Raw genomic sequence first — 26513 nt, 5'->3', positions numbered from 1 at the left:
AGCGACGGAGCGGGCGCCGCCCTCGCCCGCGGAGAAGCTTGCCTCGCCTGCAGATCCGCACTCCCACGCGAATGGACGCCCTGCTGCAGGTGTGACTGCTGCATCCGAGCTTCCGAATTTGCCCATGACCGTGCGCGGTGACGCTTGGCGGGCGGCCTTGAAGAACACCCGGCGGGACTCGCTTCAGGCCATTGCGCAACGTGCGTCCCTATCCGGCAAGTTCACCGATATCGCAACCCTGCGGGTGGCAGAACGCGAGTGCCAACGGTTCCGGATGGGGCCGGACGTCTATGCACAGAGCGGGATCGTCCTTTCGCCGGCACAGCAGGAGCATCTGGCGGCAGGGCGCGTTCGCTGTGCTCCTGCCGGCACCCCGCCGTCGTCCCAGATCACTCTGCGCGACGCGGAGGGCATGGAAGCCGTTGCCCAGCCCATGTTGATCGCCATGAGCGGCGCCGCGCTTCAGGACGTGGAACAGAAGAAACAGGTATTGGCTGCGGTCTTCGAAACCCGCTCGATCGAACTGCTGGAGGCTGTGTCTCGCTCCGTGCTCACACCGCAGGCGGCCTACGCCGCCGGACTTCCGCAGGGGGGGTCGCCCAGCCTGGATGGTCAACTACTCGACCTGGCGATCAGGGTACGGGCTTGCACCGCCCGCGGCGACTGCGACGTGGTCGGCATGGATCAACTCCAGTGCGGCCAGATGAACGCTTGCGTCAGCAACTTGGCCGATTTCCCGGCCCAAAAGCTCTTTGTTCCTCCAGAGCAGCGTGTCCCACCGTTCCGCAGTTCCAATCTCACGGCGGCCGAGCTGCTGGCCCGATGGAACGACATCCAGGCGTTTCTGGCGTCGCGCACAGGGTCCTGAGAGGTGAAAGAAGGTGGCGCGACCTTCCGGCTTCATGAGGCGCTGGCGCGGACATCCCCCTCGCACCTGGCGAGCCCGGAGCGCTCAAGGGTCGGCGGGATGAAAGTCGTGATCGAGGGGCGCCTCGTGCAGCCCCGGCCCCGTCAACGCTGTTCCGAGGCCGCGGACGCGTTGGGCTCGCCGGGTTCACCCGGCTCGGATCCGGACTCCGGATCCTGATCGGACGCCGCGTCGTTCGGCGTGCCGTGGCCCGCCTTGCGCAGGGCCTTCTCCTGTTCCTTCTCCTGCTTCTTCTTCTGCTTGGCCAGCTCACGCTGACGCTTCTCGAACTGGTAATTGGGTTTTGCCATTGGGTCTCCTAGGCTTTGGATTTCGAAGGGGACGCATTGCGCTCGGCGATGGCACGTCGCTGGGCGACCTCCTGCCGATAGATGTTTTCTCCGGTGGTCGTCAGGTGCAGGCCACCGCCTCGCCATTCCAGCCAATCCAGATCCACGAGCCGATCAATCAGCGCCTCCGGAATCTCGCTCGCGCGCCGACGCTGCAACGCATCCACGCAGGTGTGCAAAGACTCTCGCAGCGCTTCCAGCGCCAGGGGCTCAAGCATCGTTCCATCTCCTCGCATTCCCGACCCCGATCTGGGATCCGGACAGATGCGCCAAGCGATCAAGGCGAGGACTTTCGGCGCGCTCGGGGTAGCGAGCGATACGAAGACTTCGGGTTGACAACCTCACGGACTATCGGCGGATAGTAGCTCAGCGCGACAAAGACCCCGTCGCCCTCGCGCCGCGTCCCGCGCCGGCCTGGATCCCGGCCAGGATCAGATCCACCCCCGCGAGGAAGTCCGCCCGGTCGTCGTGGTCTCGCATCTGCGCGGCGACCGAGCGCATGAAGGGGTAGTCCGCCTCCTCCAGCCCGGCCCAGGCGTCGGCCACCTCCCCCAGGAAATCGTCCCGGTCCAGGTCGCGCGTCCGGGCGGACAGCCGGTTGGCGGCGTTCTGGCCGCCCACGCCCAGGACGTAATGCAGCAGCGTCGACGCCGCGCCCCATTGCCCCTCGCGCGGGACGCCCAACGCCTGCACCTGGCGACCGATGCGCTCGAACAGCCGCACCGCGGGCAGTTGCCCCGCCGACTGGATCAGCGCCGAGCCGATCCACGGGTGGGCGTCCATCGCGTCGAACATCCCCAGCGCCAGCGCGCGGAGGGTGTCTCCCGGGGTGTCGCCGTCAGGGCAAGCGTCCATCGTCGCGGAGACCACCGCGTCGCAGGCCGCGACCAGCAGGTCGCCCTTGTTGGCCACATGCCAGTAGATCGCGCCGGGTCCCGTGGCCAGCTTGTCCGACAGCGCCCGGAAGGTCAGCCCGCCCTCCCCCGCGCTGTCCAGCAGTTCGATGGCGGCGTCGACGATGCGCTCGCGCGACAGGGAATCCTCACGCCGTGCCGGCGTCCGTGCGTTCTTGACCATGCCGCATCTTGACACACTGGAACGCTGCTCCAGTATCATGGAATGACGTTCCAATCGTCGGCCGGCCGGTGATGACTGGGCCCGAACGACCTCGCAAGAATGAAGGAATCAAGATGACACGCACGATCGCGATCGTGGGCGCGGGCCTGGGCGGCCTGATGCTCGCGCGGGTGCTCCATGTCCATGGCATCGCCGCCACCGTCTATGAGGCCGAGGCCTCGCCGATGGCGCGCACGCAGGGCGGGATGCTCGACATCCATGACGACAGCGGCCAGCTCGCGCTGAAGGCGGCGCGGCTGCATGAGGCGTTTGTCCGCCTCATCCATCCGGGCGGACAGGCGTCGCGGGTGCTGGATGCGCAGGGCCGGGTGCTGCTCGATCAGGCCGACGACGGCACCGGTGGCCGTCCGGAAGTGCGTCGCGGCGAGCTTCGCGCCTTGCTGCTGGCGTCCCTGCCCGCGGGCGCGGTGCGCTGGGGCTGCAAGCTCACGTCGGTCGAGGCGCTCGGCGATGGCCGGCATGCGCTGAGCTTCAAGAACGGCGAGGCGGTGACCGCGGATCTGCTCGTCGGCGCCGATGGCGCCTGGTCGAAGGTCCGCCCGCTGCTGTCGGACGCCAAGCCGGCCTACGTCGGCACGACCTTCATCGAGACCTTCCTGTCGGACGCCGACACCCGTCATCCGGCGAGTGCCGAGGCCGTCGGCGGCGGCGCGTTCTTCGCGATGACGCCGGGCCGAGGGATCTTTGCGCACCGCGAGCCCGACGGCGTGATCCACACCTACGTCGCGCTGCGCCAGCCGATGGCGTGGGTCGAGGCGGCCATCGCGACCGGGGAGCGGGACCAGGCCGCCGCGCTGGCGCAGGTGGCGGCGGAGTTCCCGGGCTGGGCACCGGCGCTGACCGCGCTCATCACGGAAGGCGAGACGGCGGCCGTGTTCCGCCCCATCCATGCCCTGCCGGCGACCCACCGCTGGCCACGCGTGCCGGGCGTGACGCTCATCGGCGATGCCGCGCATCTGATGGCGCCGGCGGGCGACGGCGCCAACCTCGCGATGGTCGACGGGGCGGAGCTGGCCGAGGCGATCGCCGCCTCGCCCGGCGATCTGGAGGCCGCGCTCCAGGCCTACGAGGATCGCGTCTTCCCTCGCAGCGCCGCGGCGGCGACGGGCGCGGTGGAGGTGCTCGATGCCTGCCTGGGCGCGGAGGCGCCACAGAGCCTGGTGCGCTTCCTCGATAGCGCGATGGGCATGCCGCCCCAGACTTGAGTCCACCGCGATGCCGATGTCCGGCCGCCTCGTTTCCGGTCGCGACGGTGGCTTGCCGCCGAGGGGTGCGGTCTCAGCGCAGGTCCATCGGGAAATGGACCGGGCTCAGCGACGTCGCATCGCGTCGATGGCGCGCTGCAGCTCGTCCCGGCGGCCCGGCTCTTCCTTCATCGCCCGACGCAGCACGGCTTCGGCCTGTTCCGGACGGCCGTGGGTGCGCAGCACACGCGCCGCCTCCAAGGGATCCAGCGCGTGAGGATCGAAGGGGCGCCCGGTGAGGCTCTGGTAGACGTCAATCGCCACGCCGACCAGGCCCAGCGTCGCGGGAACCGCGATGAGGACGCGCTCCGCGCCGGACAGCGGTCCGTCGAGGATCAGCCACATCAGCGGCGCGAAGAAGCCGCCCAGCGCGACCAGCCCGATCGCCGCTTGCCAGACCGCGGGCCCGCGCGGAAACGCGAGCTTCAGTCCCATCGCCATGAAGGCGATTCCAGCAGCGCCGACCTGCCAGTGATGCGGGGTGTCGAAGATCGCTCGACGTCGCGCCGGGAGCCCGTAGGGCAGCAGGTCCAGCGAGATGAGCAGGACATACAGACCGATCGCCAGGAAGGGGATGCTCGCCCATCGCGGGGGCGTTCGGCGGAATCGCATCGGGCGACTATCGCATGCGGCGATCGTTCTTCAAGGGCGGGACGCCCCGATCCGTCCCGGATTCGCGCAGCGTGTCACGCCGGATCTTCTCCAGCCCGCGGCGATAGCGCGTCACCTCGAAGTCCGGGAAGCGCCGCTTGAACTTCGCCGAATCGAAGCGGTTGTCGCGGCCGTAGCGCGGCAGCAGCTCGCGCAGTTCCCTCACGGGCTTCGACACCAGGCCGAGCGCCGCCAGCAGCCATCGGCCGACCACCCGGTACGACGGCGCGACATCGAAGACCTCCGCGGCCAGGGTCACGAACTCGCGATACGTCAGCCGCTCGTCATCGCAAGGCAGGTGCCAGGTCTGTCCGAAGGCGTCCGGCGCGTTGCCCAGCACGGCGAGCGCGCGGCTCGCGTCCGGGGTCCAGATCAGCGTGCGGCGCGTGTCGTCGCGCACCGGCACGCGCGGCGTCTTGCCCGCCTTCATCGCATCGACGATCAGGGTGTTGGTGATGCTCTGCGTCTTGCCCGGACCATAGAACTCCGGCGCGCGGCCGATGAGCACGGGGATCTCGCCGCGTGCCATCTCCTCCAGCACCATCTCCGCCATTGCGGCGCGCACTCGGCCCTTGCGGCCGACCGGCTCGAACGGCGCCTGCTCGTCGAGCACCCGATCGTCCTGCGGGTACATGTAGGTGTTATCGAAGTAGACGAAGCGCGCGCCGGCCGCGCGGCTCGCGTCGAGCGCGTTCCTCAGCATCGTGGGGAACTGCGCTTCCCACAGCGCGGTGTCCGGCGGCAGGCCCGCCGTGAAGTACACGACACTGCTGCCGGCCACTGCCGCCATGGTCTGGCGCGCATCGAGCAGGTCCGCACGCACCAGCTCGTCGTCCTCGTTGACGCGGCGCGGATGGCGGCTCACCAACCGCAGCTCGTCGGTCGTGATGCGGCGCAGCTCCCGCGCCAGCTCGATCGCGATCTGGCCGGTAGCGCCCAGGATGGTTTGCACGGCAGGTCCTCGCGCCCGTGATCCCGTCGATCCCTCGATGACTCGTGCCGTCGTCGGTCCGCTCATCGCGACGCCCCTTCCAGCAGCCGCGGCGCGTGGAGCGCGCCCTGGAACTCCGGCACGTCGTTCGGCGAGTAGGACTCGAAGCCGATGTCCACGCGCCGCTTGTCCAGTTGCCGGACCTCGCTCAGGCCCAGGTCAGGCGCCTCGGCCGCGATGACGGACGTTGCGGGATTGGAGCGATGGCGGTCGTAGCGGTCGTAGAGCCCGAGCGACCGGGCGAATCTGCGTGCGTTCATGGACGGGATCCTCGACAAGACTTGATTGACAATGCGTGGACTCTAAAGTTGAAGTTAACTTCAAGGTCAAGCGCTTTTTCCCCTTCCGAGGACCCTCCATGAAGATCGGCGAACTGGCCAGGCAGACGGGCCTGGCGACCTCCCGCATCCGCTTCTACGAGAAGAGCGGCCTGCTCCACAGCGTCGAGCGCCTCGAGAACGGCTATCGGCAATACGGTCCGGAGGCGCTGTGGATGCTGGAGATCATCGCGGGCGCGCAGAGCGCCGGGTTCTCGCTGGACGAGATCCGCAGCCTGTTGCCGGACGCTCAGGCCGAATGGCAGCACGACGCGCTGGTGGCGAGCCTGGAGCGCAAGGTGGCCGACATCGAGCGGATGCAGGCGCGCCTGGCGGACAGCAAGGCCAAGCTGCTGGTCGCCATCGACACGGTGAAGCGCCGGCCCGAGGACCTGCCCTGCGAGGAGCGGCCGAAGTGGGTGCTGGAGCAGTTGCGCGGGAGCGCGGCACCGACGCCGCCCGCGACACGCCGCAAGCGTGAGCGGCCGACGGGTTGATGCGGGTCGGCCTGCCTCGATGGCGGGCCGATGCCGACGTCAAAAGGCAAGGGCCCGATCGGGCCCTTGCGTTCGTCGGAGCGGCGCAGCCTAGGCGCGGACGATGGGGAATGCCGGCTCGATCGGGCCACTCGGCCCCACCTCGTTGAGCAGGGCCACGAGCACCTTCCAGTTCGCGTCGGTCAGCATGCCGGAGAAGATCAGCGGCCGCGAGGCGCCGCCCGACGGCTCGAGCAGCAGGTAGGCCCAGCCGATGGCCGGATTGTTGGGCGTGCTCCAGAACGTGCCGGACTCCTTGCCCGCGGCGCTCACCAGCGCGTAGTGGCCCTGGATCCCCTGCTTGCCGGGGTCGAAGGTCAGCGTCATCTGGCGCAGCACGCCGGCCTCGTACCACTGGAATTGGCCGCCGAGACCGATGAGCGTCTCGATGTCGTTGATCCCGTGCCAGCCGGCGGGGTTGTCCTTGTAGGTCGCCCGCCGGAGCTCGTGCTCGCGCTTCAGGTGTTCCGCGTGCAGGCCGGCCGCCTGGCGCGCGGCGAGGGTGGTGTCGTGGGTCATGGCATCCTCCTTGTCGCCGGTTGATTCCGGGCGTGGACGCACACGATGGCAGAAGGCGCGGGGATCGCCATCCTCAGGGATGAGGAGCTTGTCCTCTCGGCGCCGGTGGGTCGCGCCGACAGTTCTGCGCCATGTGCAGCGCGCCGCGGGACGCAGCCAGCCCCAACGCCGGACTCAACGATCCGACCGCTCCACGACCACCTCGCTGATCTGGATCACCGGCACGATGTCGGTGTAGTTGGCGATGTCGCCGCGGACCTCGGCGCCGTGCGCCTGCATGGCCGCCTGGAAACCTTCGATCGACCCGCAGATGAACGCGCACATCGCCACGAAGGCGGGCGACGTCCCGGGCACCCCACCGTCCATGCCCTTGTCGACGGTGTAGTAAGCGCAGGCATCGCCCAGCCTGGCCTTCACCATCGGCATGTGTCGGTCGCGGTAGTAGTCGTGGTCGAAACGCGCGCCTTCGGTGTACGGGTACATCACGGTGACCTTGATCATGCGTTCTCCTTGCCGTCATGGGCGTCGTCGTCCGCGGACTCGCGGGCGCGTTGATCCTACTGCCCGCTCGCTAACGCGGTTTCGGCGCGGCGCTACGCAGCGGCCGCAGGAGGTCCTTGAGCCCGTTGTGGTCGATCTCGTGCATCAAGGCCAGCAGTCGGCCCAGTTCGCCGGGCGGGAATCCTTCGCGCGCGAACCAGTTCAGGTAGTTGCCGGGCAAGTCCGCGATCAGCGTGCCCTTGTGCTTGCCGTAAGGCATCACGGTGGTGACCAGGCGTTCGAAGGATTCAGACATGCGCGGATTGTCGCGCCAGCTCAAAAGATAAATCGTGAGGGCAGCGGATCCGTGTTTCAATCGGCGGCACTGACATTCGCGCTCCTCGGCAGGCCGACCTTCGCGTCAGCGAGCACGCTTGGTCGCCTGGGCGACCCCCGCTCCTCACGGAGCTTGTGACCGAAGGACGCGACATGTTCGTCAAGGCAAGACTTGCCAATCTCCGCGGCGTGGACGTCGATGCCTTCGACGTGATCTACATCAGCGCTCATCGCTCGGAACTCGGAACACTGATCTTCCGAAGACGCCACACCCCGCCGAGGCGGGCCTTGTTCATCGAACTTCCCCCCGCTCCGCCGAGCGGCTCGATCGAGCGCATCCGAGATGAGCTCGACCCCCGGCAGCTCCAGGACGGTTGGCTCCCGTGAGCCGCCTCGCCGGCGCTCTGTCGGGAGCGCCGGTTCAAGGACGCATGCAGGCAACGGCCCGCCGACGTGGGCCGCGGTTTCAGCCCAGGAGCGCCACCCGCGCGCGGCCACCGGCTTCCGCCCACCAGGACATCCCATGACCACAGAACTCTCACGCGCCGACAACGGGTCAGCGCCTCGCGATCCCCCCTCCTTGGTCGCCGTCGATCTCGCCACAGGGGCCATCGACCCCGCCCATCGACCGCCCGAGCCCGACGATGCCTCGGAGCGTTTCGTCTCCGGCACCCACGTGCGAGGCCAGGACACGGTGCGCTACAAGCTGTACATCCCCGCGGGAGACGCGCGCATCGCGCGCCCGCTGCTGCTGATGCTGCATGGCGGCGAACTGGGGCTCGACGATTTCGCCGTGAGCAGCCAGATGAACCTGGCGGCGCGCCGGCTGGGCTGGATGGTGCTCTACCCCGAGGGGCTCACCCGCCAGGGCGAGCCGGCGGGGTGGAGCTGGTACATGTACAGGCACCAGCAACGCGGCCGCGGTGAACCTGCCCAGCTCGCCAGCCTGATCCGCGGCGTCATGGCGCAACACCAGGTCGACAGGCAGCGCGTGCACGTCGCGGGCCTGTCGGCGGGAGGCGCCATGGCAGCGGTGCTGGGACAGACCTACCCCGACCTGTTCGCCTCCGTGGGCGTCCATTCAGGGCTTCCCTACGGCGCGGTCGACGACGCCAGCGGCGTGCCCTCGCTGAAGCGGTACGGACGCCCGGATCCGGACACGCTCATCGAGCGTCCTTTGAGGCACCGCGCCCGCCCCACCATCGTCTTCCACGGCACGAGGGACATGACCGTCCATCCCAGCAACGGCGTGCGCCTGTACGAGGACGCCGTCGCGGGGCTGCCGGGCGAGCATCGCTTCGAGAATGGCCGCGAAGGTGGGCGCGCCTACACGCGCCGCACGCACGTCGGCCCGGATGGCCACACGAATGCCGAGCTCTGGCTCATCGAAGGCGCCGGCCACGCCTGGTCCGGTGGCGATACACAAGGCTCGCAAGCCGATTGGCAGGGGCCCGCCGCGTCCGACCAGATGCTCTGCTTCTTCATGAACCACCCGGCCACGCACTGAGCACGCAGCCGCCGCGCTCCGGCCTTCGGACTGCGACGAGCTTGGCCGTCCCTCCCCTGCGGCGCATGGCCGCACCACGCCGCCCCGCGGCCTGTCTACTGATCGAACAAGATTCAAAACAACGCCATCTCCATGGGCAAGTACGTCGTCTCGCCCACGACACACCCCACCGACTGCGGCCGCTTCAGCGCCGCATTCGCGATCCGGCGCGCCGACGGCAACGGCACCTACTGCCGCGTCTTCCGCTTTGACCGGACGTTCGCGTCCCGAGACGCTGCCCGGCTCTTCGCAGTGACCCAAGGCTGGCTCGAGTCCACCGGCGGCATCGGCCGACCTGTTTGAACCGCTGGCTCCGCATCCTCTCTCTGTCTCTGGACGGAGTCGAGACCGACCTCCGCACGTCATCGATCCGGGGGATCTCCATCCTGGCGAAACGCCAATCAAAAAGTGAAGAAAGGCTCCACGCATGAGCAGCAAGATCTACGTGGGCAACCTGCCCTACTCGGTGACCGAGTCCGCCCTTCGAAGCAACTTCTCCGAGTTCGGCGATGTCGCGTCGGCCAAGGTGATGATGGACCGTGACACCGGCATCTCCAAGGGCTTTGGCTTCGTGGAAATGGCGTCCGCCGAAGGGGCCCAGGCGGCCATCGCCGGCTTGCATGGCGTTTCCGTGCAAGGGCGCTCAATCGTCGTCAGCCTGGCGCGCCCCCGCGACGCGGAGAAGCGGTCCGAGACGCGCCCTCAGGGCGAGTTCCGGGCGGCCAAGCGCTCCGACGTGGGCTACGGGACCGGGGGATTCGGCGGCGGCCGCTACTGAGGCGCCGCAGCTCCCTCTTGTCGCAGGCGAAAGAAGGACGCCTCCGGCACGGCTTGCGGGTTCGCGGTAGGGTGCCCGCACTGTGCTGCCCGCTCAATACCGCTGCTTGACGCCCTCCGGTCAAACAAGCGTAGTCCTGTTCGATGCGCCCGCTGCGACGAGCTCAGCTATCAGCCGGCAGCGGCAACGTGGTTGACCGGTGCGGCCTTGGAGTTGCTGCTGATGGCGACGCTGGTTCTTTCAGGATGGCTCAATGGCGTCAGCGTTCTGAACGCCGCATTTGCTCTCACAGTTCTAGCGATCGGGGGCACCGCCGTACTGTGGCCGCTGAGACCCGTCCCGCCGCGCGGAGACAGGATTTCTTTCTCTCGTCCTTCGCCATTCCACCCGGGCAGTTCATGAGGTTCCACGCGCTCCATCAATCATTCACCTTGAGGTGCAAATGCCGTACGCGTTGACTTTCACCAAGCAGGTCAAGACGCCGGATGTGGACGAGTACATCAACGACTGCTGCATTGGCGGGGACGTGGTGCTGGATCGGCTGCTTCCAGCGCTGAGAAGCAGATACGGCAACGACCTGCAGTCGAACCAAGACTGGTCCAACCGATAGCGCGAAGAGGCAAGCGGCCAACAGTCTCATGGTGAAGTCCTTCTGCTGAGTGCCGACCGTGGGCGAGTGCAGCCGACCATCTGGGCACGGGTCCCGCATCGCATACCAATGAAGCCCCCTGGGCTACCATCGCCTCCAGCCTGAAGCCGTGGCGTCATGGCAGCGGAAGCAGAGGTCGGGTCGAGAGCCGGCGACCGACCGTACCTGCCATGAAGCGATGGCCGTGGGTTCGCGCCGCCCTGAGTCGGGATGAAGCCCCCTAGGCTGCCGCCGGCCGCAGAGAATGAAAGTGACCGATGACCCTGGCTTCTTCAATAAAGTATCTCGCTGAACGCGGAGTGACAGCCGAGGAGGTGTCACCAAGCCGGTACTCGCTGCATGTCGAGGGGAAGCGCCACTCGACTTTGAGTCAAGCGCCTGAAGGCTATCTCTTCAGTTGCTGGGACTACGTTCCTGGCCCCGGAAAAGACGACTTCAGCGTCACTCTCTCGGACCTTGATAGCGCACTGCTCGCCGTGTGGTACTTTTATTTCGGGGCACCTGTTCAGGTGGCCGGATGGAAGGTACCCATGCATCAGCAGCCAAGCTGGTCACTTGGCAAGTTGGCATATCGCATCGCAAGCGCCGTCCACGTCAACAGCATTCGGTTCAAGGCGATCACGGAGTCACGAGACGCCGATCTGATGGCGTTCGTATCCTCTGCCGGCGATAGATCTCGTTCAGGAGGTCGATACGCCAAAGCAATGCGATCGCAGTTCATTGCTTGCGCCTCGGCATCGACGGACTCGCGGACTCTGATGTTGCGTCGAGACTTAGAAGAAGCGTACGTTGTGGCCGACCCGCAGTAGCCCGGTGTCGTAGATGAGGTGAAGGTGACCCTTTGTCTTGGCCGCTCGACGGTCTATTCCAGCCAACGAATCGTCGGTAGAGAAAGATGTTTTCGGGTGGTTCCTCATCATTCTTCATAGAGTTCGCGGCGGCCAACGCGTTCATGGGGCGGTTCGACGAAAGGGCGTCCGTCGCGTACGGATTTCGACTGCGGGTGAAGCCATTTGTACAGGTGGAGCCCTTCTCCTATCCTGGCTGAGCGTTGCCGCTTTCGCTCCCTCTCGCAGAGCTTAGGGATGACTGCCCGGTCCAAGCGTGAAGCCGCGGCTGAAACGCAGCAGAAGCGGATTTAGACTTGGCAACGCGCCGCGCCTGCTTCTGGCCCTTCCTCGGCGCCAGACCCACGGTCCGAACCAATCTTCAAGCCATGTCTTACAGCGTTCATCGTCGAATGGTCGCCGACGCCGCGGTGCCGCTCGAACGTCGCGCATCGCATGCCCGTTCGTGCGCGCTCCATGTCGCCGAAAAGCTCGCAGTGAAGCGGAGCGCTGTCTTGGCGCACGTCAAGCAACGAACTGGCATTGACCTCGACATGCCGTGTTCTGACGAGGCGCTGGCCATTGCCTTCGCAAGCATCGAAGCCCTCCGCTCAGGCGCCCAGAAGCTAGCGCAGTCCGCTGCTTGAGCGACTGCTTATCGGCGACGGAATCGCCCCACTGAACTTCGACGACAGGTCGTAAGCTGCCGACCACCATCCGGCCACCAGCTTCCGCTCCCAGCCTGAATCCGACTACCTCCCCCAGCCCGCCCGACCTACATACCGCGGAAGCGATGGCGATGTGTCCGGCTGACGGGCAAGGATTGCGTCTGGCCACGCAGGACCACCCAAAGTTCACCGTCGTCACGGCGTTCGATCCGCTCGATGGCCCGAGCATTCACGACTGATCCACGGTTGATCTGCCAGAAGGCCTCAGGGTCCAGCGCAGTCAGCAGATCGCCGAGCGAGGTGCGCAGCAACAGCTGCTCGCCGCCTTGACTGATCGCTCGCGTGTGACGCAGCTCCGATCGCAAGGAAGCAAGCTGGTCGACCTCCAGCAGCTTCATCGTGTTGCCGGTCCACGCTTGCAGGAATCGAAGCCGAGTCGGCTGACTCACGTGCGTCTGCAGCCGCTGCACCGTCGCCGCCAGGCGCGCCGGCGTCAGCGGCTTTCGCAGGTAGTCCACCGCTCCGCGATCGAAGGCGTCCAGCGCATGCTCGGAATGCGCGGTCACGAACACGATCCGTGTCCCTGGAGGGGCGAGCCCGGCGAGCGACAAGCCGTCGATGCCCGGCATCCGGATGTCCAGGAAGGCGATGTCGGGCCGCAATGCGTCGAGCATCCGCCGAGCCTCGCTGCCGTTGCTGGCGCGGCCCGCGATGACGAGCTCGGGCCAGGCCTCGGCCAGGAGCTGCTCGAGCTCTTCCAGCAGTTGCGGTTCGTCGTCGGCAAGCAGCGCGGTCGTCATGTCTGGGGCAGGAGGAGCGTGGCCTCGGTCAGTCCCGCGGCGTTCGTCGCGAGCGTCAGGCTCGCGCGGCCGCCATACAGCGCTTCCAGGCGCTGACGGAGGTTCGTCACGGCCATGCCGTGGCCTGATGCCGAGGTGGCGGCCAAGGGACCGCCACTGTTGGTCACGGACAGTCGGACCCGTCCTTCGGACACTGTCGCGTCCAGATGCACGGTCCCGCCGGCCTCACTGCATTCGATGCCGTGCCGGATCGCGTTCTCCACCAAGGGCTGCAGCATCAGCGGCGGAAGACGGACGCCGTGCAAGGTCGCGTCGACATCGAGCCGATAGGCCAGACGATCCCCGAGACGCAGCGCCATGATCGCCAGATAGTGCTGGACCATCTGGCATTCCTCTCCCAGCGTCGAGTGCTCGTGCTGGCGCAAGCGCTCCAGCGTCGATTCCAGCAGCCCGGTGATCGCATCCAGCAGCGGCAGCGCCCGTTCCGACCCCTGGCGGACGAAGCTGCGCAGCGTCGCCAAGGTGTTGAACAGGAAGTGCGGCTCGATCTGCGCCTGCAGCAACATCAATTCGGCGCGCAGCAGCGCCCTCTCCTGTTCCACCCGGCGCAACGCGCGCACCCGCCGAAGCCCCTGAAGCAGCGGGACGCCGATCAGCGCCGCGCCGAAGCCGACGTGCAGCCAGAGGCGAGTGAGACGGTCGCCGGCCTTCAGGACGGCCGTTGTGAGCGCCATCTCGGTTGCCCATCCCAGCGTTGCGCCGAGCAGCAGGCCCAGGAATAGAAGGAGAGGAAGACCGAGCTCCCGCCCGCCCGTCAGACGCCGACCGAGCCATCCGCTCAGTCCGTCCGTGACGGCATGTCCCAGCCACAGCCCCAAGGACAAGGCCCAGGCCGGATGCTCGCGAAGCCAGGGGGCGGTCACCAGGAACGCCCCGACACCTGCCAGCAGCGGGAAGGCCCGACGCCAGCCCAGACCGTCCTCGTTCAGGACCTGCGCGAGATCCGCGCCCCAGGGGCCGTCGATCCGTTTCATGGAGGGCTCAGGTTTTCAGCCTGTCGCGGCAGGACCGGCAGGCCAAGCTGGCCGGTGGTCGGCGTCGTGTCCGGCACCACTTCCAGCTGGAAGCTCGTCGCCTGCAGGCGGCCCGGCCCATCCAGGAGGAAGCCGAAGCTCAGGGTCGTCGTGTCCGCGGGAATGTCCAGGACGACCTCCACCTGCTTCCAGCCGAAGTCGCCTTTCAAGGGACGGTCCTTCATGTTGTCGAAGGCGGTGGCCATGCGCTGCCCGCTGTCGCCGCGCATCCAGACGCTGCCCCAGCCGACGATCTTCTCGCCATGGACCTGAGCGCTGAGCCGCACGCGCTTGCCCGCGTAGTCGGTGCCCGCGATCTGCTGCATCAGCGTCTGGAAGCCCTGATCTCCGGACTTGCAATCGATGTTGAAGACCTTGGAAGTGGGCGCGCCCGCCGCGATCGCCACCGAGCTCGCGCAATCGGCCTTGGGATGACCGGACTGGATCCACCCCGCGGGCAGAACGACGGAGGGCTTGGCCAGCGCCGTGGCGAGCGCGCCGACAGCGACAGCGGCGACAAGGGCCGAGGTTTTCATCGATCAATCTCCTGAAGCAGACTCGAATCGGTCTGTTCTCAGGCTAGAGGTTGGGGGGCGCCGACGCGGGCCGATGGGGCGAACGGTGCCTGCGCATGCAGCAACGGTTGAAGGGGCGACACGAGTGACCGGGGTGGCTCTCGGCCAGCCTGGCACATGGGTGGACCGAAGGCACTCCGAGCGTTCGCGGGACTATAGCGTCGGGGGTTCGGTCGGAGAGATGGCAACCGGGTGTTCCGTCGAGAGATCCGACCCTGAAATGATTCCGGGGCCGGAAAGTGCGCCTCCGGCACGGCTTGCGGGTTCGCGGTAGGGTGACGGACCTTTGGGACTTCGCCATGACCACCACCACCATCCCCGCCGACGAGGCCGCGCCGTCCGCCTCCCCCGTCCTCTCCGTCCAGCCCCTGGGCATGCCCTGGGACACGATCGACCCCTTCCTGTTCTGCGTGCACCACGATGACGCCTATCCGCGGGGCAACGGCCGCCACGGCCCGGACGCGTCGCTGCTGGCCGGCCGGCAGATGGGCTCGGACTTCTCGCGCAAGGACGGCTGGAGCATGTACCACGGGCAACGGGTGCCCGGCTTCCCCGCCCATCCGCACCGCGGCTTCGAGACGGTCACCATCGTCCGCCAGGGCCGCATCGACCACGCCGATTCGCTGGGCGCCGGCGCGCGCTTCGGCGGGGGCGACGTGCAGTGGCTGACCGCCGGCAAGGGCATCGTCCACGCGGAGATGTTCCCGCTGCTGCACACCGACCGCCCCAACCCGCTGGAGCTGTTCCAGATCTGGCTCAACCTGCCCGCGGACAGCAAGATGGTGGAGCCCCACTTCACGATGTTCTGGTCGCAGGACATCCCGCGCCACACCTTCGTCGACGACGCCGGACGCGCGACCGAGGTGGTGGTCATCGCGGGTGCCCTCGCCGCGCCCGGTCATGCCGTCGGGGACGTGACCCGGCCGCTCGCGCCGCCGCCGGATTCGTGGGGCTCGCGGCTGCATTCGGACCTGGCCATGTGGACGCTGCGCCTGGAGCCAGGGTCGAGATGGACCCTGCCCGCGGCGCTCGGCGACGGCACGCGACGCAAGCTGTATTTCTTCGCCGGCCATCGCATCGCCCTCGATGGCGAGCCCGTCACCGTCGGTCATTCCGTCGAGCTGCGGGCGGGCGCCGACGTCGCGCTGATCAACGGCGACGAACCCGCCGAGTTGCTGATGCTGCAGGGTCGTCCCATCGGCGAGCCGGTGGCGCAGTACGGCCCCTTCGTCATGAACACCGAGCAGGAGCTGCGCCAGGCCTTCGAGGACTACCGTCGCACCGAGTTCGGCGGCTGGCCCTGGCCGGATCCGGCGCCGGTGCATGGTGACCAGGAGGACCGATTCGCGCGGCATGCGGACGGCCGGACGGAGCGGCCGCCGTCGCAGGGCTGAGCCTCCGAGCCCGTCACACGATCGGCCCGGGCACGCGGTTAAGCTGGACGCAAGGAGCCAGCGATGAACGTTTCCCAGCGCGTCGACGCCATCCGCTATCGTTTCGACAGCCTGCGCGAGCTGATGGCCAAGGCCACCCCGGAGCGTTCGGGCGACCGGCTCGCGGGCGTCTGCGCCGGGTCCGAGCAGGAACGCGTGGCCGCCCAGATGGCCTTGGCCGATCTCCCGCTGAAGACCTTCCTCAGCGAGGCCCTGATCCCGTACGAGGACGACGAGGTCACCCGCCTCATCGTCGACGGCCACGACGCCACGGCGTTCCAGCCGATCGCCCACCTGACGGTCGGCGGCTTGCGCGAGTGGCTGCTCTCGGACGCGGCGGACACGGCGGCACTGACGCGCCTGGCGCCCGGTCTCACGCCCGAGATGGTGGCCGCGGCCAGCAAGATCATGCGCAACCAGGACCTGATCCTGGTGTCGCGCAAGTGCCAGGTCATCACGCGCTTTCGCAACACGCTGGGACTCACGGGCCGGCTGTCCACGCGCCTGCAGCCGAATCATCCGACCGACGATGTCAGCGGCATCGCCGCCAGCGTGCTGGACGGCCTGATGTACGGCAGCGGCGACGCCGTCATCGGCATCAATCCGGCGACCGACAACGTGACCCAGGTCGCGCACCTGCTGCGCCTGCTGGCGGAGGTCATCGAGCGCTTCGAGATCCCCACGCAGAGCTGCGTGCTCACGCACGTGACCAACACGATGCAGTGCATCGAGCGCGGCGCGCCGGTGGATCTGGTGTTCCAGTCCATCGGCGGCACGGAGGCGACCCACCGCGGTTTCGGCATCGACCTGAAGCTGTTGGCCGAGGCGCGCGCGGCGGCCCTGTCGCTGGCGCGGGGCGCCGTCTTCGACGACGGCGAGCGCGGCCGTCACGTGATGTACTTCGAGACCGGCCAGGGCAGCGCGCTGTCCGCCGGCGCGCACCACGGCTGCGACCAGCAGACCCTCGAGGCCCGGACCTACGCGGTGGCGCGGCATTTCGAGCCGCTGCTCGTGAACACGGTGGTCGGGTTCATCGGCCCGGAGTACCTGTACGACGGCAAGCAGATCATCCGGGCGGGCCTGGAGGACCACTTCTGCGCCAAGCTGCTGGGCCTGCCGATGGGCTGCGACATCTGCTACACCAACCATGCGGCCGCGGATCAGAACGACATGGACGTGCTGCTGACGCTGCTGGGCGTGGCGGGCTGCAACTTCATCATGGGCATCCCGGGCTCGGACGACGTGATGCTCAACTACCAGACGACCTCGTTCCACGACGCGCTCTATGCGCGACGCGTGCTGGGCCTGCGCGCCGCGCCGGAGTTCGAGCGCTGGCTCGAACGCATGCGCATCGCGCAACCCGGCGCGCCGGGCCATCTGGTGGACCGCATGTCCCCGGCCTTCGCCGCCTTGCTGCCCTCCTCGTGAACGCGACACCATGAGCGACGCCCTCACTCCCAACCCCTGGCACACGTTGCGCCGCCACACGCCGGCGCGGATCGGCCTGGGCCGAGCGGGCGTCAGCCAGCCGACGGCGGCGCACCTGGCGTTCCAGCTGGCCCATGCGCAGGCGCGGGATGCGGTGCATCGCGCGCTGGACCATGTGGCGCTCGCGGCCGCCCTGAACGAGGCGGGCTTGGCGACCATCGATCTGCACAGTGCCGCCGCGGATCGGGCGGCCTACCTGCAGCGTCCCGATCTGGGACGACGGCTCGACGACCGATCGATGGCCGTGCTGTCCGCGCGCGATGAGGCCCCGCCGCCGGATCTGGCGCTGGTCGTGGCCGACGGCCTGTCCGCGTTGGCGGTCGAGCGGCATGCCCTCGCGTTCATCGAGGCGCTCCGGCCGCGGCTGGCCGACGGCTGGCGCTGGTCGCCCGTCGCCATCGCCCGTCAGGCGCGCGTCGCGATCGGCGATCCGATCGGCCAGGCGCTGGGGGCCAAGCTCGTCGTGGTGCTCATCGGCGAGCGTCCGGGCCTGAGCTCCCCCGACAGCATGGGCGTCTACGTCACCTGGGCGCCCCGCCCCGGCCGCGTGGACGCGGAACGCAACTGCATCTCCAACGTGCGGCCGGAAGGCCTGGCGCCGGACGCCGCGGCGGCGCGGCTGGCCTGGCTGCTCAACGAGGCGCGGACCCGTCAGGTGACCGGGGTCGCGCTGAAGGAGGAGAGCGGGGAGTCGGCACCGTCGGTCGAGACGCGGGAGCCGTTCCGGCTGGGCGGGCGCTGATCGCCGCGGCGGTCACCTCGAGGCGAATCCGCCCCCGCCGGCATCACGCCCGCGTCAGCCGCTCCTTCGCCAGCTTCGTCCCCTCGGCCAGCGCCCGCAGCTTGCGCCACGCCACGTCCCGCCCCGTCGGGGCCAGGCCACAGTTCGTGCATGGGAACAGCCGCTCCTGGGGCACGAACTGCAGCGCCCGGCCGATGGTGTCGGCCACCTCCTCCGGCGTCTCGACCACGTCGCTGGCGACGTCGATCACGCCGACCATCACGTCCTTGCCCGCCAGCAGCTTCATCAGGTCGGGCGGCACATGCGAGTGGATGCATTCCAGGCTCACCTGATCGATGCGGCTGCGCGCCAGTGCGGGGAAGACGGTCTCGTACTGGCGCCATTCGTCGCCCAGGGTGTTCTTCCAGTCGGTGTTGGCCTTGATGCCGTAGCCATAGCAGATGTGCACCGCCGTCTTGCAGGTGAGGCCCTGCGCCGCGCGTTCCAGCGCCTCCACGCCCCAGTCCGCGGCGTCCTTCATGTAGACATTGAAGGCGGGCTCATCGAACTGGATGATGTCCACCCCGTCCGCCTGCAGCGCCAGGGCCTCCTGGTTCAGCAGCTCGGCGAAGGCGAACGCGAGCTTCACCTTGTCGCCGTAGAAGCGGTCCGCCACGGTGTCGACGATGGTCATCGGCCCGGGCAGCGTGAACTTCAGCTTCTTCTTCGTGTGCGCACGCGCCAGCCGCGCCTCGAAGGCGTGCACGCGGCCCTTCAGCCGCAAGGCCGACACCACCTGCGGGACCATCGCGTCATAGCGGTTGTCGCGGATGCCCATCTTCACCTTGTTCTCGAAGTCGATGCCGTCGACCTGCTCGAGGAAGCCGTGCACGAAATGCTGCCGGGACTGCTCGCCGTCGCACACGATGTCCAGGCCCGCGTCCTCCTGGGCCTTGATCCACAGCAGGGTCGCATCGGCCTTGGCCTGCAGCAGCGCCTCGCCTTCCGCCCGCCATTGCGGCCAGAGCTTGTTGGTTTCGGCGAGCCAGGCGGGCTTGGGCAGACTGCCGGCGATGGAGGTTTCGAACATTGGAGGATTCCTTTCAAGAAAGAGGGGCACGGCAATGCGCGCGCGGGCGCATGCGCGGATGCGGGCGCCGAGGGTGTGGACGGATCAGGGCGCCACGCTGGCCGCCCATCGCTCGAGGACATGCCGATACGGCTTGATGAACTGCTCTTCCGCGAATCGGCCCTGCTTGACCGCGAGCTGGCTGCGCTCTTCCCGGTCGTAGACGATCTGCGTCAGCGAGTAGTCCTGATGCTTCAGGCTCGGTTGGTAGACCTGCCCCGCCGCGGAGTTGGCGTTGTAGATCTCGGGGCGATAGATCTTCTGGAAGGTCTCCATCGTGCTGATCGTGCCGATCAGCTCCAGACTCGTGTAGTCGCCGAGCAGGTCGCCGAAGAAGTAGAAGGCCAGGGGCGCGACGCCATTCGGGGGCATGAAGAACCGGACCTGCATCCCCATCTTCGCGAAGTACTGATCGGTCGACGACAGCTCGTTCTGCTGGTACTCCACGCCCAGCACGGGATGGCGGTTGCCGGTGCGGCGATAGGTCTTGCTGGTCGAGGCGCTGATGCAGATGACCGGCGGCTTCCTGAATCGCGCCTGATAGGCACTCGAGTTGGCGAACTGCTGGAACAGCTTGCCGTGCAGGTCGCCGAAGCCCTCCGGCGTCTCGAACACCGGGCGATCGACGTTGTGCGCCGGGAGCAGGACGCTGAAGTCGTAATCGCGCACGTAGGAGGAGAAGTTGTTCCCCACGATGCCCTCGATGCGCTGCCCGGTCTTCCGGTCGAGGATGCTGGGCTGGAGGATCTCGATCAGCGGGAAGGCCTCCTCGCGGCCCGTGGCGCCCAGGTGCATCTCGACGGAGATGATCTCGAGCGTCACCGCGTAGCGATCCCCGGTCGGGTTGTCCCAATGCGCCAGGTCATTGAAGCGGTTGTCGATCATCCGCAGCGTGTTGCGCAGGTTCTGCCGCCGGCTCGCGCCGCGCGCCAGATTGGCGAAGTTGGTCGTGATGCGCGTGCTGTCCGAGGGCTGGTAGTCCTCGTCGAAGCGGATGCTCTTGAGGCTGAAGCTGAAGTCGTCGTTCATGGCGATGGAGGGGCTGAAGTCTGGGAGGAAGGGCGAGCGCCGCCTCAGGCCGCGGCCGCTTCCGCGAGCTGCGGGGGCCAGGCGTGGCGGGTGAGGTCGACCAGCGGCAGGGCCCGCCGGACCGCCAGCCGGGCGCGCTGGATCAGGGCCTCGTCCCGCAAGCGGTAGTCGATGAAGTCCTTGTCGGTCGCGTAGACGCCGAGCGGCAGGGTGCGCGCCTGGAAGAAGCTGAACAGCGGCCGCAACTGGTGGTCGATGACCAGGGCATGGCGCTCGCTGCCGCCGGTGGCGGCCAGGAGGATGGGCTTGTCCATCAAGGCGTCCTGATCGATGAAGTCGAAGAAGTGCTTGAACAGACCCGTGTAAGAGCCGCGGAAGACCGGCGTCGCCACCACGAGCACGTCCGCCTGCTCGACCGCCACGAGCTCCCGCTCCACCGTCGCCGGCAGTTGCGGGCGCCAGACCGCGCCCGCGAAGTGCGGGGCCAGCGGCCCCAGCTCGATCAGGCGCCGCTCGCCGCCGACTTCCTCGGCCATCAGGTCCAGCAGGTGGTCGGCCAGCGCCGCGGACTTGGAGGGACGTTGCATGCCGCCGGAGACGGCGACGAGACGGAGTGGACGGGTCATGACGGCATTCACCTCGGGACAGCTCGGCGCGGCAGGGGCGCCGATGAGGGAGCGAATGCTAGTCAGCGAGGCTCATGACGTAAAATGGTTTAATCTCACAAATCCATGAAAATGGCTCATCTGAATGCTGGAACGTATCCACCTCAGCATCGTTCAGCAAGTCGAGCGGCAGGGGTCGCTGACGGCGGCCGCGGGCGTGCTGAACCTGACCCAGTCCGCCCTGAGCCACAGCATGAGGAAGCTGGAGCAGCAGCTGGGCACCGACATCTGGTTGCGTGAAGGTCGAAGCCTGCGCCTGACGCAGGCGGGCCAGTACCTGCTGGCCGTCGCGAACCGGGTGCTCCCGCAGCTGGATCTGGCCGAGGAGCGGCTGGGACAGTTCGCCCAGGGGGAGCGCGGCGCGCTGCGCATCGGCATGGAATGCCATCCCTGCTACCAGTGGCTGCTCAAGGTGGTGTCGCCCTATCTGACGGCCTGGCCCGACGTCGAGGTCGACGTGAAGCAGAAGTTCCAGTTCGGCGGGATCGGCGCGCTCTTCGGCTACGAGATCGACCTGCTGGTGACGCCCGATCCGCTGTTCAAGCCGGGCCTGAGCTTCGTGCCGGTGTTCGACTACGAGCAGGTGCTCGTCGTGGCCAAGAGCCATCCGTTGGCGTCGGCGGCCTACGTGAAGCCGCAGCAGCTGATCCCGGAGGTGCTGATCAGCTACCCCGTGGACATCGAGCGCCTGGACATCTACAACCAGTTCCTGCTGCCGGCCGGGGTCACGCCCAAGCGCCACAAGGCCATCGAGACGACCGACATCATGGTGCAGATGGTCGCCAGCGGGCGCGGCGTCGCGGCGCTCCCGCGCTGGCTGGTCGACGAGTACGCCGCCAAGATGGACGTGGTGCCCGTGCGGCTGGGCCCGCGCGGCATCGCCAAGCAGATCTTCCTGGGCGCGCGCGAGGCGGAGACCGCCATCGACTACGTGCGCGCCTTCATCGAGCTGGCTCGGCAACCGGCGGCGACGATCGCGTCCTCGCGGGGAACCCGGGCTTGAGCATCGTCGGCCAGCCGCACCGCTTCCTGCCGATCAGTGGTCGGTCGAGCGGCTGACGCTTTCCCACGCGGCGATGTCCGCGCTCATCGCGTTCAGCTTGTCCCGGACCAAGGTCACGGCGTCGCGGCCCAGCAGCAGATGCGCGGGCGGCGCGTCGCTCTCGATCAGTCGCAGCAGGGCGACGGCCGCCTTGTCCGGATCGCCCAGCTGCTGGCCGCTCTTGGCCTCGCGCGCCGCGCGGATGGGGTCGAAGACCGCGTCGTAGTCGGCGATGCTTCGCGCCGACCGCACCATCGAGCGCCCCGCCCAGTCCGTCCGGAACGACCCCGGCGCCACGGCGGTCACGGCGATGCCCAGGGCCTTGACCTCCTGGCCGAGCGCCTCCGAGATCCCCTCCAACGCGAACTTGCTGCCGCAGTAGTAGGTGATGCCAGGCATGGTGATGAAACCGCCCATCGACGTGATGTTGATGAGGTGGCCGCGCCGGCGTTGACGCATGAACGGCAGCACGGCTTTCATCATCGCTACGGCGCCGAAGACGTTCACATCGAACTGCCTCCGCATCTCCTCCAGCGACGACTCCTCCATCACCCCCTCGTGCCCGTAGCCGGCGTTGTTCACGAGCACGTATGCGGCAGTCGGTGCGGCGACTGCTGCAGGGGCTCAGCCGGCCGCTGGAGGCGGCGGTGCTGGGCCGCGCCCTCGTGAGAGAGCTGTACTTCCGCGTGCTGACCGGACCGCAAGGGCAATCGCTGCGGGCGGCGCTGACGCAGCAAGGGCAGTTCGGCAAGGTCGGCAAGGCGTTGCGGCGCATCCACCGGGACTACGCCGATCGGCTCGACCTGGGGATGCTGGCACGCGAGGCGGGCATGAGCGTGCCGTCCTTCCATGTGCACTTCAAGGCCGTCACGCAGAGCTCACCCATGCAGTACCTGAAGTCGACCCGACTGCATCAGGCGCGCCTGCTGATGGCCCGCGAGGGCATGACGGCGGCCGCGGCCTGCCATGCCGTCGGATACGAAAGCAGCTCGCAGTTCAATCGCGAGTTCAAACGCCTGTTCGGCTTGACGCCGGGCGCGGAGGCACGACGGATGAAGGCCAGCTTCGACATCCCGCCGGCACTGCCGGGGGCGGGGTTTGTGTCGTCGCATTGAGTTGGGGGGACAGGCGATGACCGCCGTCGATGATCTGGACATCGGCGTTCTGCGGGCCGTCCCATTGGAGGTCGTCGCACTGGCGAGCGGACCGCCGCCGGATGCACGCGACGCCTCACTTGCCCTCGGAGCTCTCACCCTTCTCCTCCCCGAGCAGCGATCTCAGGCGCTGGAGAAACGCATCGCTGCGGATGTTGGCCTCGTCCCCTCCTTCGACTGGCTCGAAGAGGTTGAACTCTCCCCAGTCATGCTTCTCCGCTGACACCCAGTCTTCCCCCTCGCCACCGGCCAACAGCACCTGAGCGGGCTTCTTCTTGAACTCGACGAACTCCCGCCCCTGGGCTTCCTGGCCCCGCGTGATCGGTTCCTGTACTTTGCGAATCTTGTCCTCGCTGATCTCGCCCTTCGCCAAGTAATCCTTCTCGACCGCAAGGCCGCGCTTCCTGCGCCACAGACTCTCCTTCAAATGGGCGTCTGTCTCTGCGCTCGTCTCGTCCATCTCCGGATCTTGCAAGGAGTGGTAGTACTCATGCATGACCGTGGATGAAAGCGCCCCCGGTTTCTGGCCCGTGAGCAGAAACGATTTCTGAGGTTGCTTGGTATCCTCCAAACCGGTGCTCCCGGGGCTCGCTTTCTGGACGAATCCACGTCCGTTAAAGCGAACATAGGTCGTCACGTTTCGGTCGAACAGGTGCGCGTACTCCTTGTTGCCGAGCGCCTCCAATGCCGCCCTCTGTTCCGCCATGAGCTCCTCGTCATCGAATTCGGACGGTATCTCTTGATCCAGTGCCCCGGTACTGGTGAGGGCGTCGAACACCTCTTCCGCCATCCTTTCGCCAATGCGCTGCCCCGACTCGGGTTCTTTGGCGCCCCTCTTGGGCCGCTTCGTCTTCCCCTGCTCCGGGGAATCCGTCTGCGCGGGTCTCTTCGGGGGCTTCTTCGGCTCCGGCTCCGGCTCCGGCTCGCGCGATGAAAGGGTGCGCTTGTTGCGGTCTCCCCGACCACCATCGCGGTCGCCGCCGCGCTCACGCCTGAGCATCAGTTGAACCATCGCGGACCCTGCCCCCTCGGCCGCCTGCTCGCTCCTCGCACCTGAGTCGCCTTGATGTCCTTGTGTTGACGCGGGCCCCGTCAGCATGTCCATCGTGGTGCGCTGAGCCACCATGCGCGCGCTGTTCCTGACGCGATCACCCCAGATCGCATCTCGTGGCAGTGCGCGACCTTCATTCGTCGGCGTGCCGGTGCGACTGCACTGGCTCGCCGGACGACGGCCGCCAAACTGGCGGTCCGCGGACTCTTTCTCAGCCATGGCCACTCCATTGATTGACACGGATTGCGGAGCCCCTCCTCAACCGGAGGACTGACGACTGCATTTTGGGGAGCCGATCGACAAGTGGATATCAGCTCTTTTCTGATTCGCGGCGGCATCGGGAGCGATCCCTCGCCACGGCAGGAGCGGAGGCTCATCCCGCGTCGTTCGACGCCCGAGAGATGTCACCGGGATGGGTCCATGCAGCCGAAGCAGCATCGCGAACGAACGGATCTCGGGGCCGGCGGCAGAATGTCAGCGATGTCCGCGCTCGGATCCCATCTTCTTGCACCAGGAAAAGGCTCAGTCATGCAGATCACGAGGACATGCCGTTGGATGAGCTGCCTTGGCGCAGCCGGAGCGATCTCCCTGCTGCCGGGCTGTGCATTCGTGTCGTACGCCGTTGACCCGGACGTCACGGCTTGCATGGACGGCAAGGGCAAGGCGCACCTGATGGTTCAGAACATCGAGACGGTCAGAGGCAGCATGCATACGCCTTTCGACGATGGGAACAAGTCCGTGAATCGGTCTGCCTACGAAATCGTCGTTCCTTTGGCGAATGGCCAATGGACCGAGACCCATGTCGAGGTGTTCGCCGCCCAGGTCCGGCAGGAGAAGACGAAAGGGACGGTGACGGTCGCGCCGCATGATCTTTCGTTCGATCTCCATGTCGCCGCGCGTGACTTGCCGAGCGACCCATCGACGCCCATCCACGGCTTCGCGGCCGGTCGTGGCGAGGCCTATCTGCGGTCAGCGCCGACATGCGCCGTCGACACGCAAGGCAAGACATGACCCCCATTCAGCAATGGCACGCCACCCGCAGCCTGCGCCTGCTGGTGCAGACGCTGCGCGACATGATGGTCTCGATGGGGCCGCTGCTGCTGCTCGGCGGTGGCCTGCTGATCGCGGCCTACTGGTGGCTGGACCCGCAACCGCCGCGCCAGGTGCGGCTGGCCACCGGCCCCGTCGGCAGCGCCTACGCCGGCTTCGGCGAGGGCTATGCGAAGGCGCTGGCGCGCGAACGCATCCAGGTGGAGCTCGTCGCCAGCGAAGGCGCCCAGGACGATCTGGCCCATCTGCGCGCGGGCACGGCCGATGTGGGTTTCGTGCGCGGCGGGATGGCGGATCCCGTCGCCGATACCGAGGCCGGCATCGTCTCGCTGGGCAGCCTGTTCTACGAGCCGATCTGGATCTTCTACCGCCGCGATCTCGGCATCGCGCGACGCCAGCCCGGCGGCGAACTGCAGCGCCTGACCCAGCTGCGCGGCCTGCGGGTCAACGTGGACCAGGACGGCAGCGGCGTCCCGCAGATCGTCGAGAAGCTGCTCGCGCTGAACCAGCTGAAGCCGACCGATCTGCGGCTGTCGAATCTCGCGCCCGACGCCGCCGGCGCGGCGCTGCGCCAGGGCCAGCTGGATGCCGCGGTGCTGATCTCGGCGCCGCAGGCCGACCTGATCCGCGCGCTGCTGCGCGATCCGGCCATCGCGCTGATGGCCTTCGAGCAGAACGAGGCCTACTCGCGCCTCCTGCCCTTCCTGTCCACCGTGACGCTGCCGCGCGGTGTGGTGGACCTCGCGGCCGATCTGCCGCCGCACGACGTGCCGCTGCTGGCCACCACCACCGCCCTGCTCGCGCGCGAGCAGACGCACCCCGCGCTGCGCCAGCTCTTCGCGCAAGCGGCGCTGGGCCAGCACAGCGAAGCCGGCTGGTTCAATGGCGCGCGCGACTTCCCCAACACCCGCACCAGCGAGCTGCCCGTCAGCGCCGAAGGCGATCGCGCGATCAACGGCACGCCGCCGGCCTGGGCGCGATACCTGCCCTTCTGGGCCGGCAATCTCCTGGAGCGCATGTGGCTGGTGGTGGGCGGCCTGCTGGTGCTGATGCTGCCGCTGTCACGCGTGGTTCCGCCGCTCTACACCTTCCGCGTGCGCTCGCGCGTGTTCCGCTGGTATGCGCGGCTGCGCGAGGTGGAGGCCAAACTGGAGACCGGCACCGGCGAGCGCGAGGCCTTGCTCGACGAGCTCGACGAACTGGACCGCGTCACGCACCGCATCGCGGTGCCGCTGTCCTATGCCGAGGAGCTCTACGCGCTGCGCAACAACATCGACGCGGTGCGCAGGCGGCTGCTGGCGCAGCGGTCGCGACCGACCGGCGGGCCAGGCGCCTGATCGACACGCAGCGGCGTACCGCTCCGGACC

General features: G+C 67.8%; 30 protein-coding genes and 3 pseudogenes. 16 read left to right on the top strand and 17 right to left on the bottom strand.

Annotated elements, in window-relative coordinates; translation table 11 throughout:
* Positions 1-124: 124 nt before the first annotated feature.
* Entirely contained in the window at positions 125-868 is a 744-nt protein-coding gene (locus tag MCHT01_RS21295; RefSeq protein ID WP_067068458.1) for a hypothetical protein, read from the top strand.
* A 143-nt stretch (positions 869-1011) separates the two neighbouring features.
* Here MCHT01_RS21295 and MCHT01_RS21290 read toward each other — a convergent pair whose 3' ends face one another.
* From MCHT01_RS21290 to MCHT01_RS21280, 3 genes are all read right to left on the bottom strand, one after another.
* Entirely contained in the window at positions 1012-1218 is a 207-nt protein-coding gene (locus MCHT01_RS21290; protein ID WP_067068456.1) for a hypothetical protein, read from the bottom strand.
* An 8-nt stretch (positions 1219-1226) separates the two neighbouring features.
* Positions 1227-1475, bottom strand: a complete 249-nt coding sequence (locus tag MCHT01_RS21285) for a hypothetical protein (RefSeq protein WP_067068454.1) — start codon at positions 1473-1475, stop codon at positions 1227-1229.
* A 148-nt stretch (positions 1476-1623) separates the two neighbouring features.
* On the bottom strand, positions 1624-2334 hold the full coding sequence (locus MCHT01_RS21280; protein ID WP_067068452.1) for a TetR/AcrR family transcriptional regulator: 711 nt from the start codon (positions 2332-2334) through the stop codon (positions 1624-1626).
* A gap of 113 nt (positions 2335-2447) precedes the next feature.
* On the opposite strand from MCHT01_RS21280, the gene MCHT01_RS21275 reads away from it, so the two are divergent.
* On the top strand, positions 2448-3599 hold the full coding sequence (locus MCHT01_RS21275) for an FAD-dependent oxidoreductase (protein WP_067068449.1): 1152 nt from the start codon (positions 2448-2450) through the stop codon (positions 3597-3599).
* Between the two features lie 105 nt (positions 3600-3704).
* On the opposite strand, the gene MCHT01_RS21270 is transcribed toward MCHT01_RS21275, so the two are convergent.
* The 3 genes from MCHT01_RS21270 to MCHT01_RS21260 form a co-directional block, all read right to left on the bottom strand.
* On the bottom strand, positions 3705-4250 hold the full coding sequence (locus MCHT01_RS21270; RefSeq protein WP_067068447.1) for a hypothetical protein: 546 nt from the start codon (positions 4248-4250) through the stop codon (positions 3705-3707).
* A 7-nt stretch (positions 4251-4257) separates the two neighbouring features.
* The gene (locus MCHT01_RS21265; protein ID WP_067068444.1) at positions 4258-5241 is read right to left on the bottom strand and encodes an NAD-dependent epimerase/dehydratase family protein; all 984 of its coding nucleotides are present in this window, start codon (positions 5239-5241) and stop codon (positions 4258-4260) included.
* A 62-nt stretch (positions 5242-5303) separates the two neighbouring features.
* Positions 5304-5540, bottom strand: a complete 237-nt coding sequence (locus tag MCHT01_RS21260; RefSeq protein ID WP_067068442.1) for a hypothetical protein — start codon at positions 5538-5540, stop codon at positions 5304-5306.
* A 98-nt stretch (positions 5541-5638) separates the two neighbouring features.
* Here MCHT01_RS21260 and MCHT01_RS21255 point away from each other — a divergent pair, with 98 nt between their 5' ends.
* Positions 5639-6094: a MerR family transcriptional regulator gene (locus MCHT01_RS21255; protein ID WP_067068439.1), complete on the top strand. Its 456-nt coding sequence runs from the start codon at positions 5639-5641 to the stop codon at positions 6092-6094.
* A gap of 90 nt (positions 6095-6184) precedes the next feature.
* Here MCHT01_RS21255 and MCHT01_RS21250 read toward each other — a convergent pair whose 3' ends face one another.
* The 3 genes from MCHT01_RS21250 to MCHT01_RS21240 form a co-directional block, all read right to left on the bottom strand.
* Complete coding sequence (locus MCHT01_RS21250; RefSeq protein ID WP_067068436.1) at positions 6185-6652, bottom strand: hypothetical protein; 468 nt, start codon at positions 6650-6652, stop codon at positions 6185-6187.
* Between the two features lie 174 nt (positions 6653-6826).
* Entirely contained in the window at positions 6827-7153 is a 327-nt protein-coding gene (locus MCHT01_RS21245) for an EthD family reductase (protein WP_067068434.1), read from the bottom strand.
* A 70-nt stretch (positions 7154-7223) separates the two neighbouring features.
* Positions 7224-7448, bottom strand: a complete 225-nt coding sequence (locus MCHT01_RS21240; RefSeq protein WP_067068674.1) for a DUF3820 family protein — start codon at positions 7446-7448, stop codon at positions 7224-7226.
* A gap of 173 nt (positions 7449-7621) precedes the next feature.
* Here MCHT01_RS21240 and MCHT01_RS21235 point away from each other — a divergent pair, with 173 nt between their 5' ends.
* From MCHT01_RS21235 to MCHT01_RS26460, 6 genes and pseudogenes are all read left to right on the top strand, one after another.
* On the top strand, positions 7622-7855 hold the full coding sequence (locus MCHT01_RS21235) for a hypothetical protein (RefSeq protein ID WP_067068431.1): 234 nt from the start codon (positions 7622-7624) through the stop codon (positions 7853-7855).
* 136 nt (positions 7856-7991) lie between these two features.
* Complete coding sequence (locus tag MCHT01_RS21230) at positions 7992-8975, top strand: extracellular catalytic domain type 1 short-chain-length polyhydroxyalkanoate depolymerase (protein WP_169806184.1); 984 nt, start codon at positions 7992-7994, stop codon at positions 8973-8975.
* A gap of 132 nt (positions 8976-9107) precedes the next feature.
* Positions 9108-9313, top strand: a pseudogene (locus MCHT01_RS21225) (hypothetical protein); the annotation flags it as partial.
* A gap of 128 nt (positions 9314-9441) precedes the next feature.
* Positions 9442-9792, top strand: a complete 351-nt coding sequence (gene rbp, locus MCHT01_RS21220; RefSeq protein WP_067068423.1) for an RNA-binding regulator — start codon at positions 9442-9444, stop codon at positions 9790-9792.
* Positions 9793-10234: 442 nt separating this feature from the next.
* Positions 10235-10402 (top strand): hypothetical protein, encoded by a 168-nt coding sequence (locus tag MCHT01_RS27180; RefSeq protein ID WP_218017927.1) that lies wholly within the window; start codon positions 10235-10237, stop codon positions 10400-10402.
* Between the two features lie 1255 nt (positions 10403-11657).
* On the top strand, positions 11658-11915 hold the full coding sequence (locus tag MCHT01_RS26460) for a hypothetical protein (protein ID WP_148661651.1): 258 nt from the start codon (positions 11658-11660) through the stop codon (positions 11913-11915).
* 128 nt (positions 11916-12043) lie between these two features.
* On the opposite strand, the gene MCHT01_RS21215 is transcribed toward MCHT01_RS26460, so the two are convergent.
* Genes MCHT01_RS21215 through MCHT01_RS21205 form a run of 3 tightly spaced genes read right to left on the bottom strand, consistent with a single transcriptional unit; the run spans position 12044 to position 14345 of the window.
* A complete protein-coding gene (locus tag MCHT01_RS21215) occupies positions 12044-12736 on the bottom strand; it encodes a LytR/AlgR family response regulator transcription factor (protein WP_067068420.1) in 693 nt (230 codons plus the stop codon).
* A complete protein-coding gene (locus MCHT01_RS21210) occupies positions 12733-13770 on the bottom strand; it encodes a sensor histidine kinase (protein ID WP_067068418.1) in 1038 nt (345 codons plus the stop codon). Before MCHT01_RS21210 ends, MCHT01_RS21215 begins: the two co-directional genes overlap by 4 nt.
* Positions 13767-14345, bottom strand: coding sequence for a hypothetical protein (locus MCHT01_RS21205; protein ID WP_067068415.1), 579 nt, complete (start codon positions 14343-14345; stop codon positions 13767-13769). Before MCHT01_RS21205 ends, MCHT01_RS21210 begins: the two co-directional genes overlap by 4 nt.
* Before the next feature lie 338 nt (positions 14346-14683).
* On the opposite strand from MCHT01_RS21205, the gene MCHT01_RS21200 reads away from it, so the two are divergent.
* The 3 genes from MCHT01_RS21200 to eutC all read left to right on the top strand — a co-directional run bounded on the left by MCHT01_RS21200 (position 14684) and on the right by eutC (position 18047).
* Complete coding sequence (locus MCHT01_RS21200) at positions 14684-15778, top strand: pirin family protein (protein ID WP_067068413.1); 1095 nt, start codon at positions 14684-14686, stop codon at positions 15776-15778.
* Positions 15779-15841: 63 nt separating this feature from the next.
* On the top strand, positions 15842-17245 hold the full coding sequence (locus MCHT01_RS21195; RefSeq protein ID WP_067068410.1) for an ethanolamine ammonia-lyase subunit EutB: 1404 nt from the start codon (positions 15842-15844) through the stop codon (positions 17243-17245).
* A 10-nt stretch (positions 17246-17255) separates the two neighbouring features.
* Complete coding sequence (gene eutC / locus MCHT01_RS21190; RefSeq protein WP_067068407.1) at positions 17256-18047, top strand: ethanolamine ammonia-lyase subunit EutC; 792 nt, start codon at positions 17256-17258, stop codon at positions 18045-18047.
* A 43-nt stretch (positions 18048-18090) separates the two neighbouring features.
* Here the strand turns inward: eutC and MCHT01_RS21185 are convergent, their stop codons facing one another.
* The 3 genes from MCHT01_RS21185 to msuE all read right to left on the bottom strand — a co-directional run bounded on the left by MCHT01_RS21185 (position 18091) and on the right by msuE (position 20810).
* A complete protein-coding gene (locus MCHT01_RS21185; RefSeq protein ID WP_067068406.1) occupies positions 18091-19116 on the bottom strand; it encodes a methionine synthase in 1026 nt (341 codons plus the stop codon).
* 84 nt (positions 19117-19200) lie between these two features.
* Positions 19201-20184 carry a DUF1852 domain-containing protein gene (locus MCHT01_RS21180; RefSeq protein ID WP_067068403.1) on the bottom strand — a complete coding sequence of 328 codons (984 nt, stop codon included), beginning with the start codon at positions 20182-20184 and terminating at the stop codon, positions 19201-19203.
* Positions 20185-20228: 44 nt separating this feature from the next.
* The gene (gene msuE / locus MCHT01_RS21175; protein ID WP_067068401.1) at positions 20229-20810 is read right to left on the bottom strand and encodes an FMN reductase; all 582 of its coding nucleotides are present in this window, start codon (positions 20808-20810) and stop codon (positions 20229-20231) included.
* 124 nt (positions 20811-20934) lie between these two features.
* Here msuE and MCHT01_RS21170 point away from each other — a divergent pair, with 124 nt between their 5' ends.
* Positions 20935-21852: a LysR family transcriptional regulator gene (locus tag MCHT01_RS21170; protein ID WP_067068398.1), complete on the top strand. Its 918-nt coding sequence runs from the start codon at positions 20935-20937 to the stop codon at positions 21850-21852.
* Between the two features lie 33 nt (positions 21853-21885).
* On the opposite strand, the pseudogene MCHT01_RS21165 reads toward MCHT01_RS21170, so the two are convergent.
* A pseudogene (locus MCHT01_RS21165) lies at positions 21886-22479 on the bottom strand (oxidoreductase); the annotation flags it as partial.
* Between MCHT01_RS21165 and MCHT01_RS21160 the strand changes: the two are divergent.
* Positions 22428-23006: pseudogene (locus tag MCHT01_RS21160) on the top strand (helix-turn-helix transcriptional regulator); the annotation flags it as partial. The pseudogenes MCHT01_RS21165 and MCHT01_RS21160 sit on opposite strands and share 52 nt — an antisense overlap.
* A 115-nt stretch (positions 23007-23121) precedes the next feature.
* Here the strand turns inward: MCHT01_RS21160 and MCHT01_RS21155 are convergent.
* Entirely contained in the window at positions 23122-24315 is a 1194-nt protein-coding gene (locus MCHT01_RS21155; RefSeq protein ID WP_148661650.1) for a hypothetical protein, read from the bottom strand.
* A 201-nt stretch (positions 24316-24516) separates the two neighbouring features.
* Between MCHT01_RS21155 and MCHT01_RS21150 the strand changes: the two genes are divergently transcribed.
* Both MCHT01_RS21150 and MCHT01_RS21145 read left to right on the top strand, forming a co-directional pair.
* A complete protein-coding gene (locus MCHT01_RS21150) occupies positions 24517-25107 on the top strand; it encodes a hypothetical protein (RefSeq protein WP_148661649.1) in 591 nt (196 codons plus the stop codon).
* Entirely contained in the window at positions 25104-26483 is a 1380-nt protein-coding gene (locus MCHT01_RS21145) for a TAXI family TRAP transporter solute-binding subunit (RefSeq protein ID WP_067068390.1), read from the top strand. The genes MCHT01_RS21150 and MCHT01_RS21145 overlap by 4 nt, the downstream gene beginning before the upstream one ends.
* The last annotated feature ends 30 nt before the right edge of the window (positions 26484-26513 follow it).

The organism is Mitsuaria chitosanitabida ATCC BAA-476 = NBRC 102408 (assembly GCF_001598255.1).
GTDB classification, from domain to species: domain Bacteria; phylum Pseudomonadota; class Gammaproteobacteria; order Burkholderiales; family Burkholderiaceae_C; genus Roseateles; species Roseateles chitosanitabidus.
This window is presented reverse-complemented; position numbering and strand designations above follow the sequence as displayed.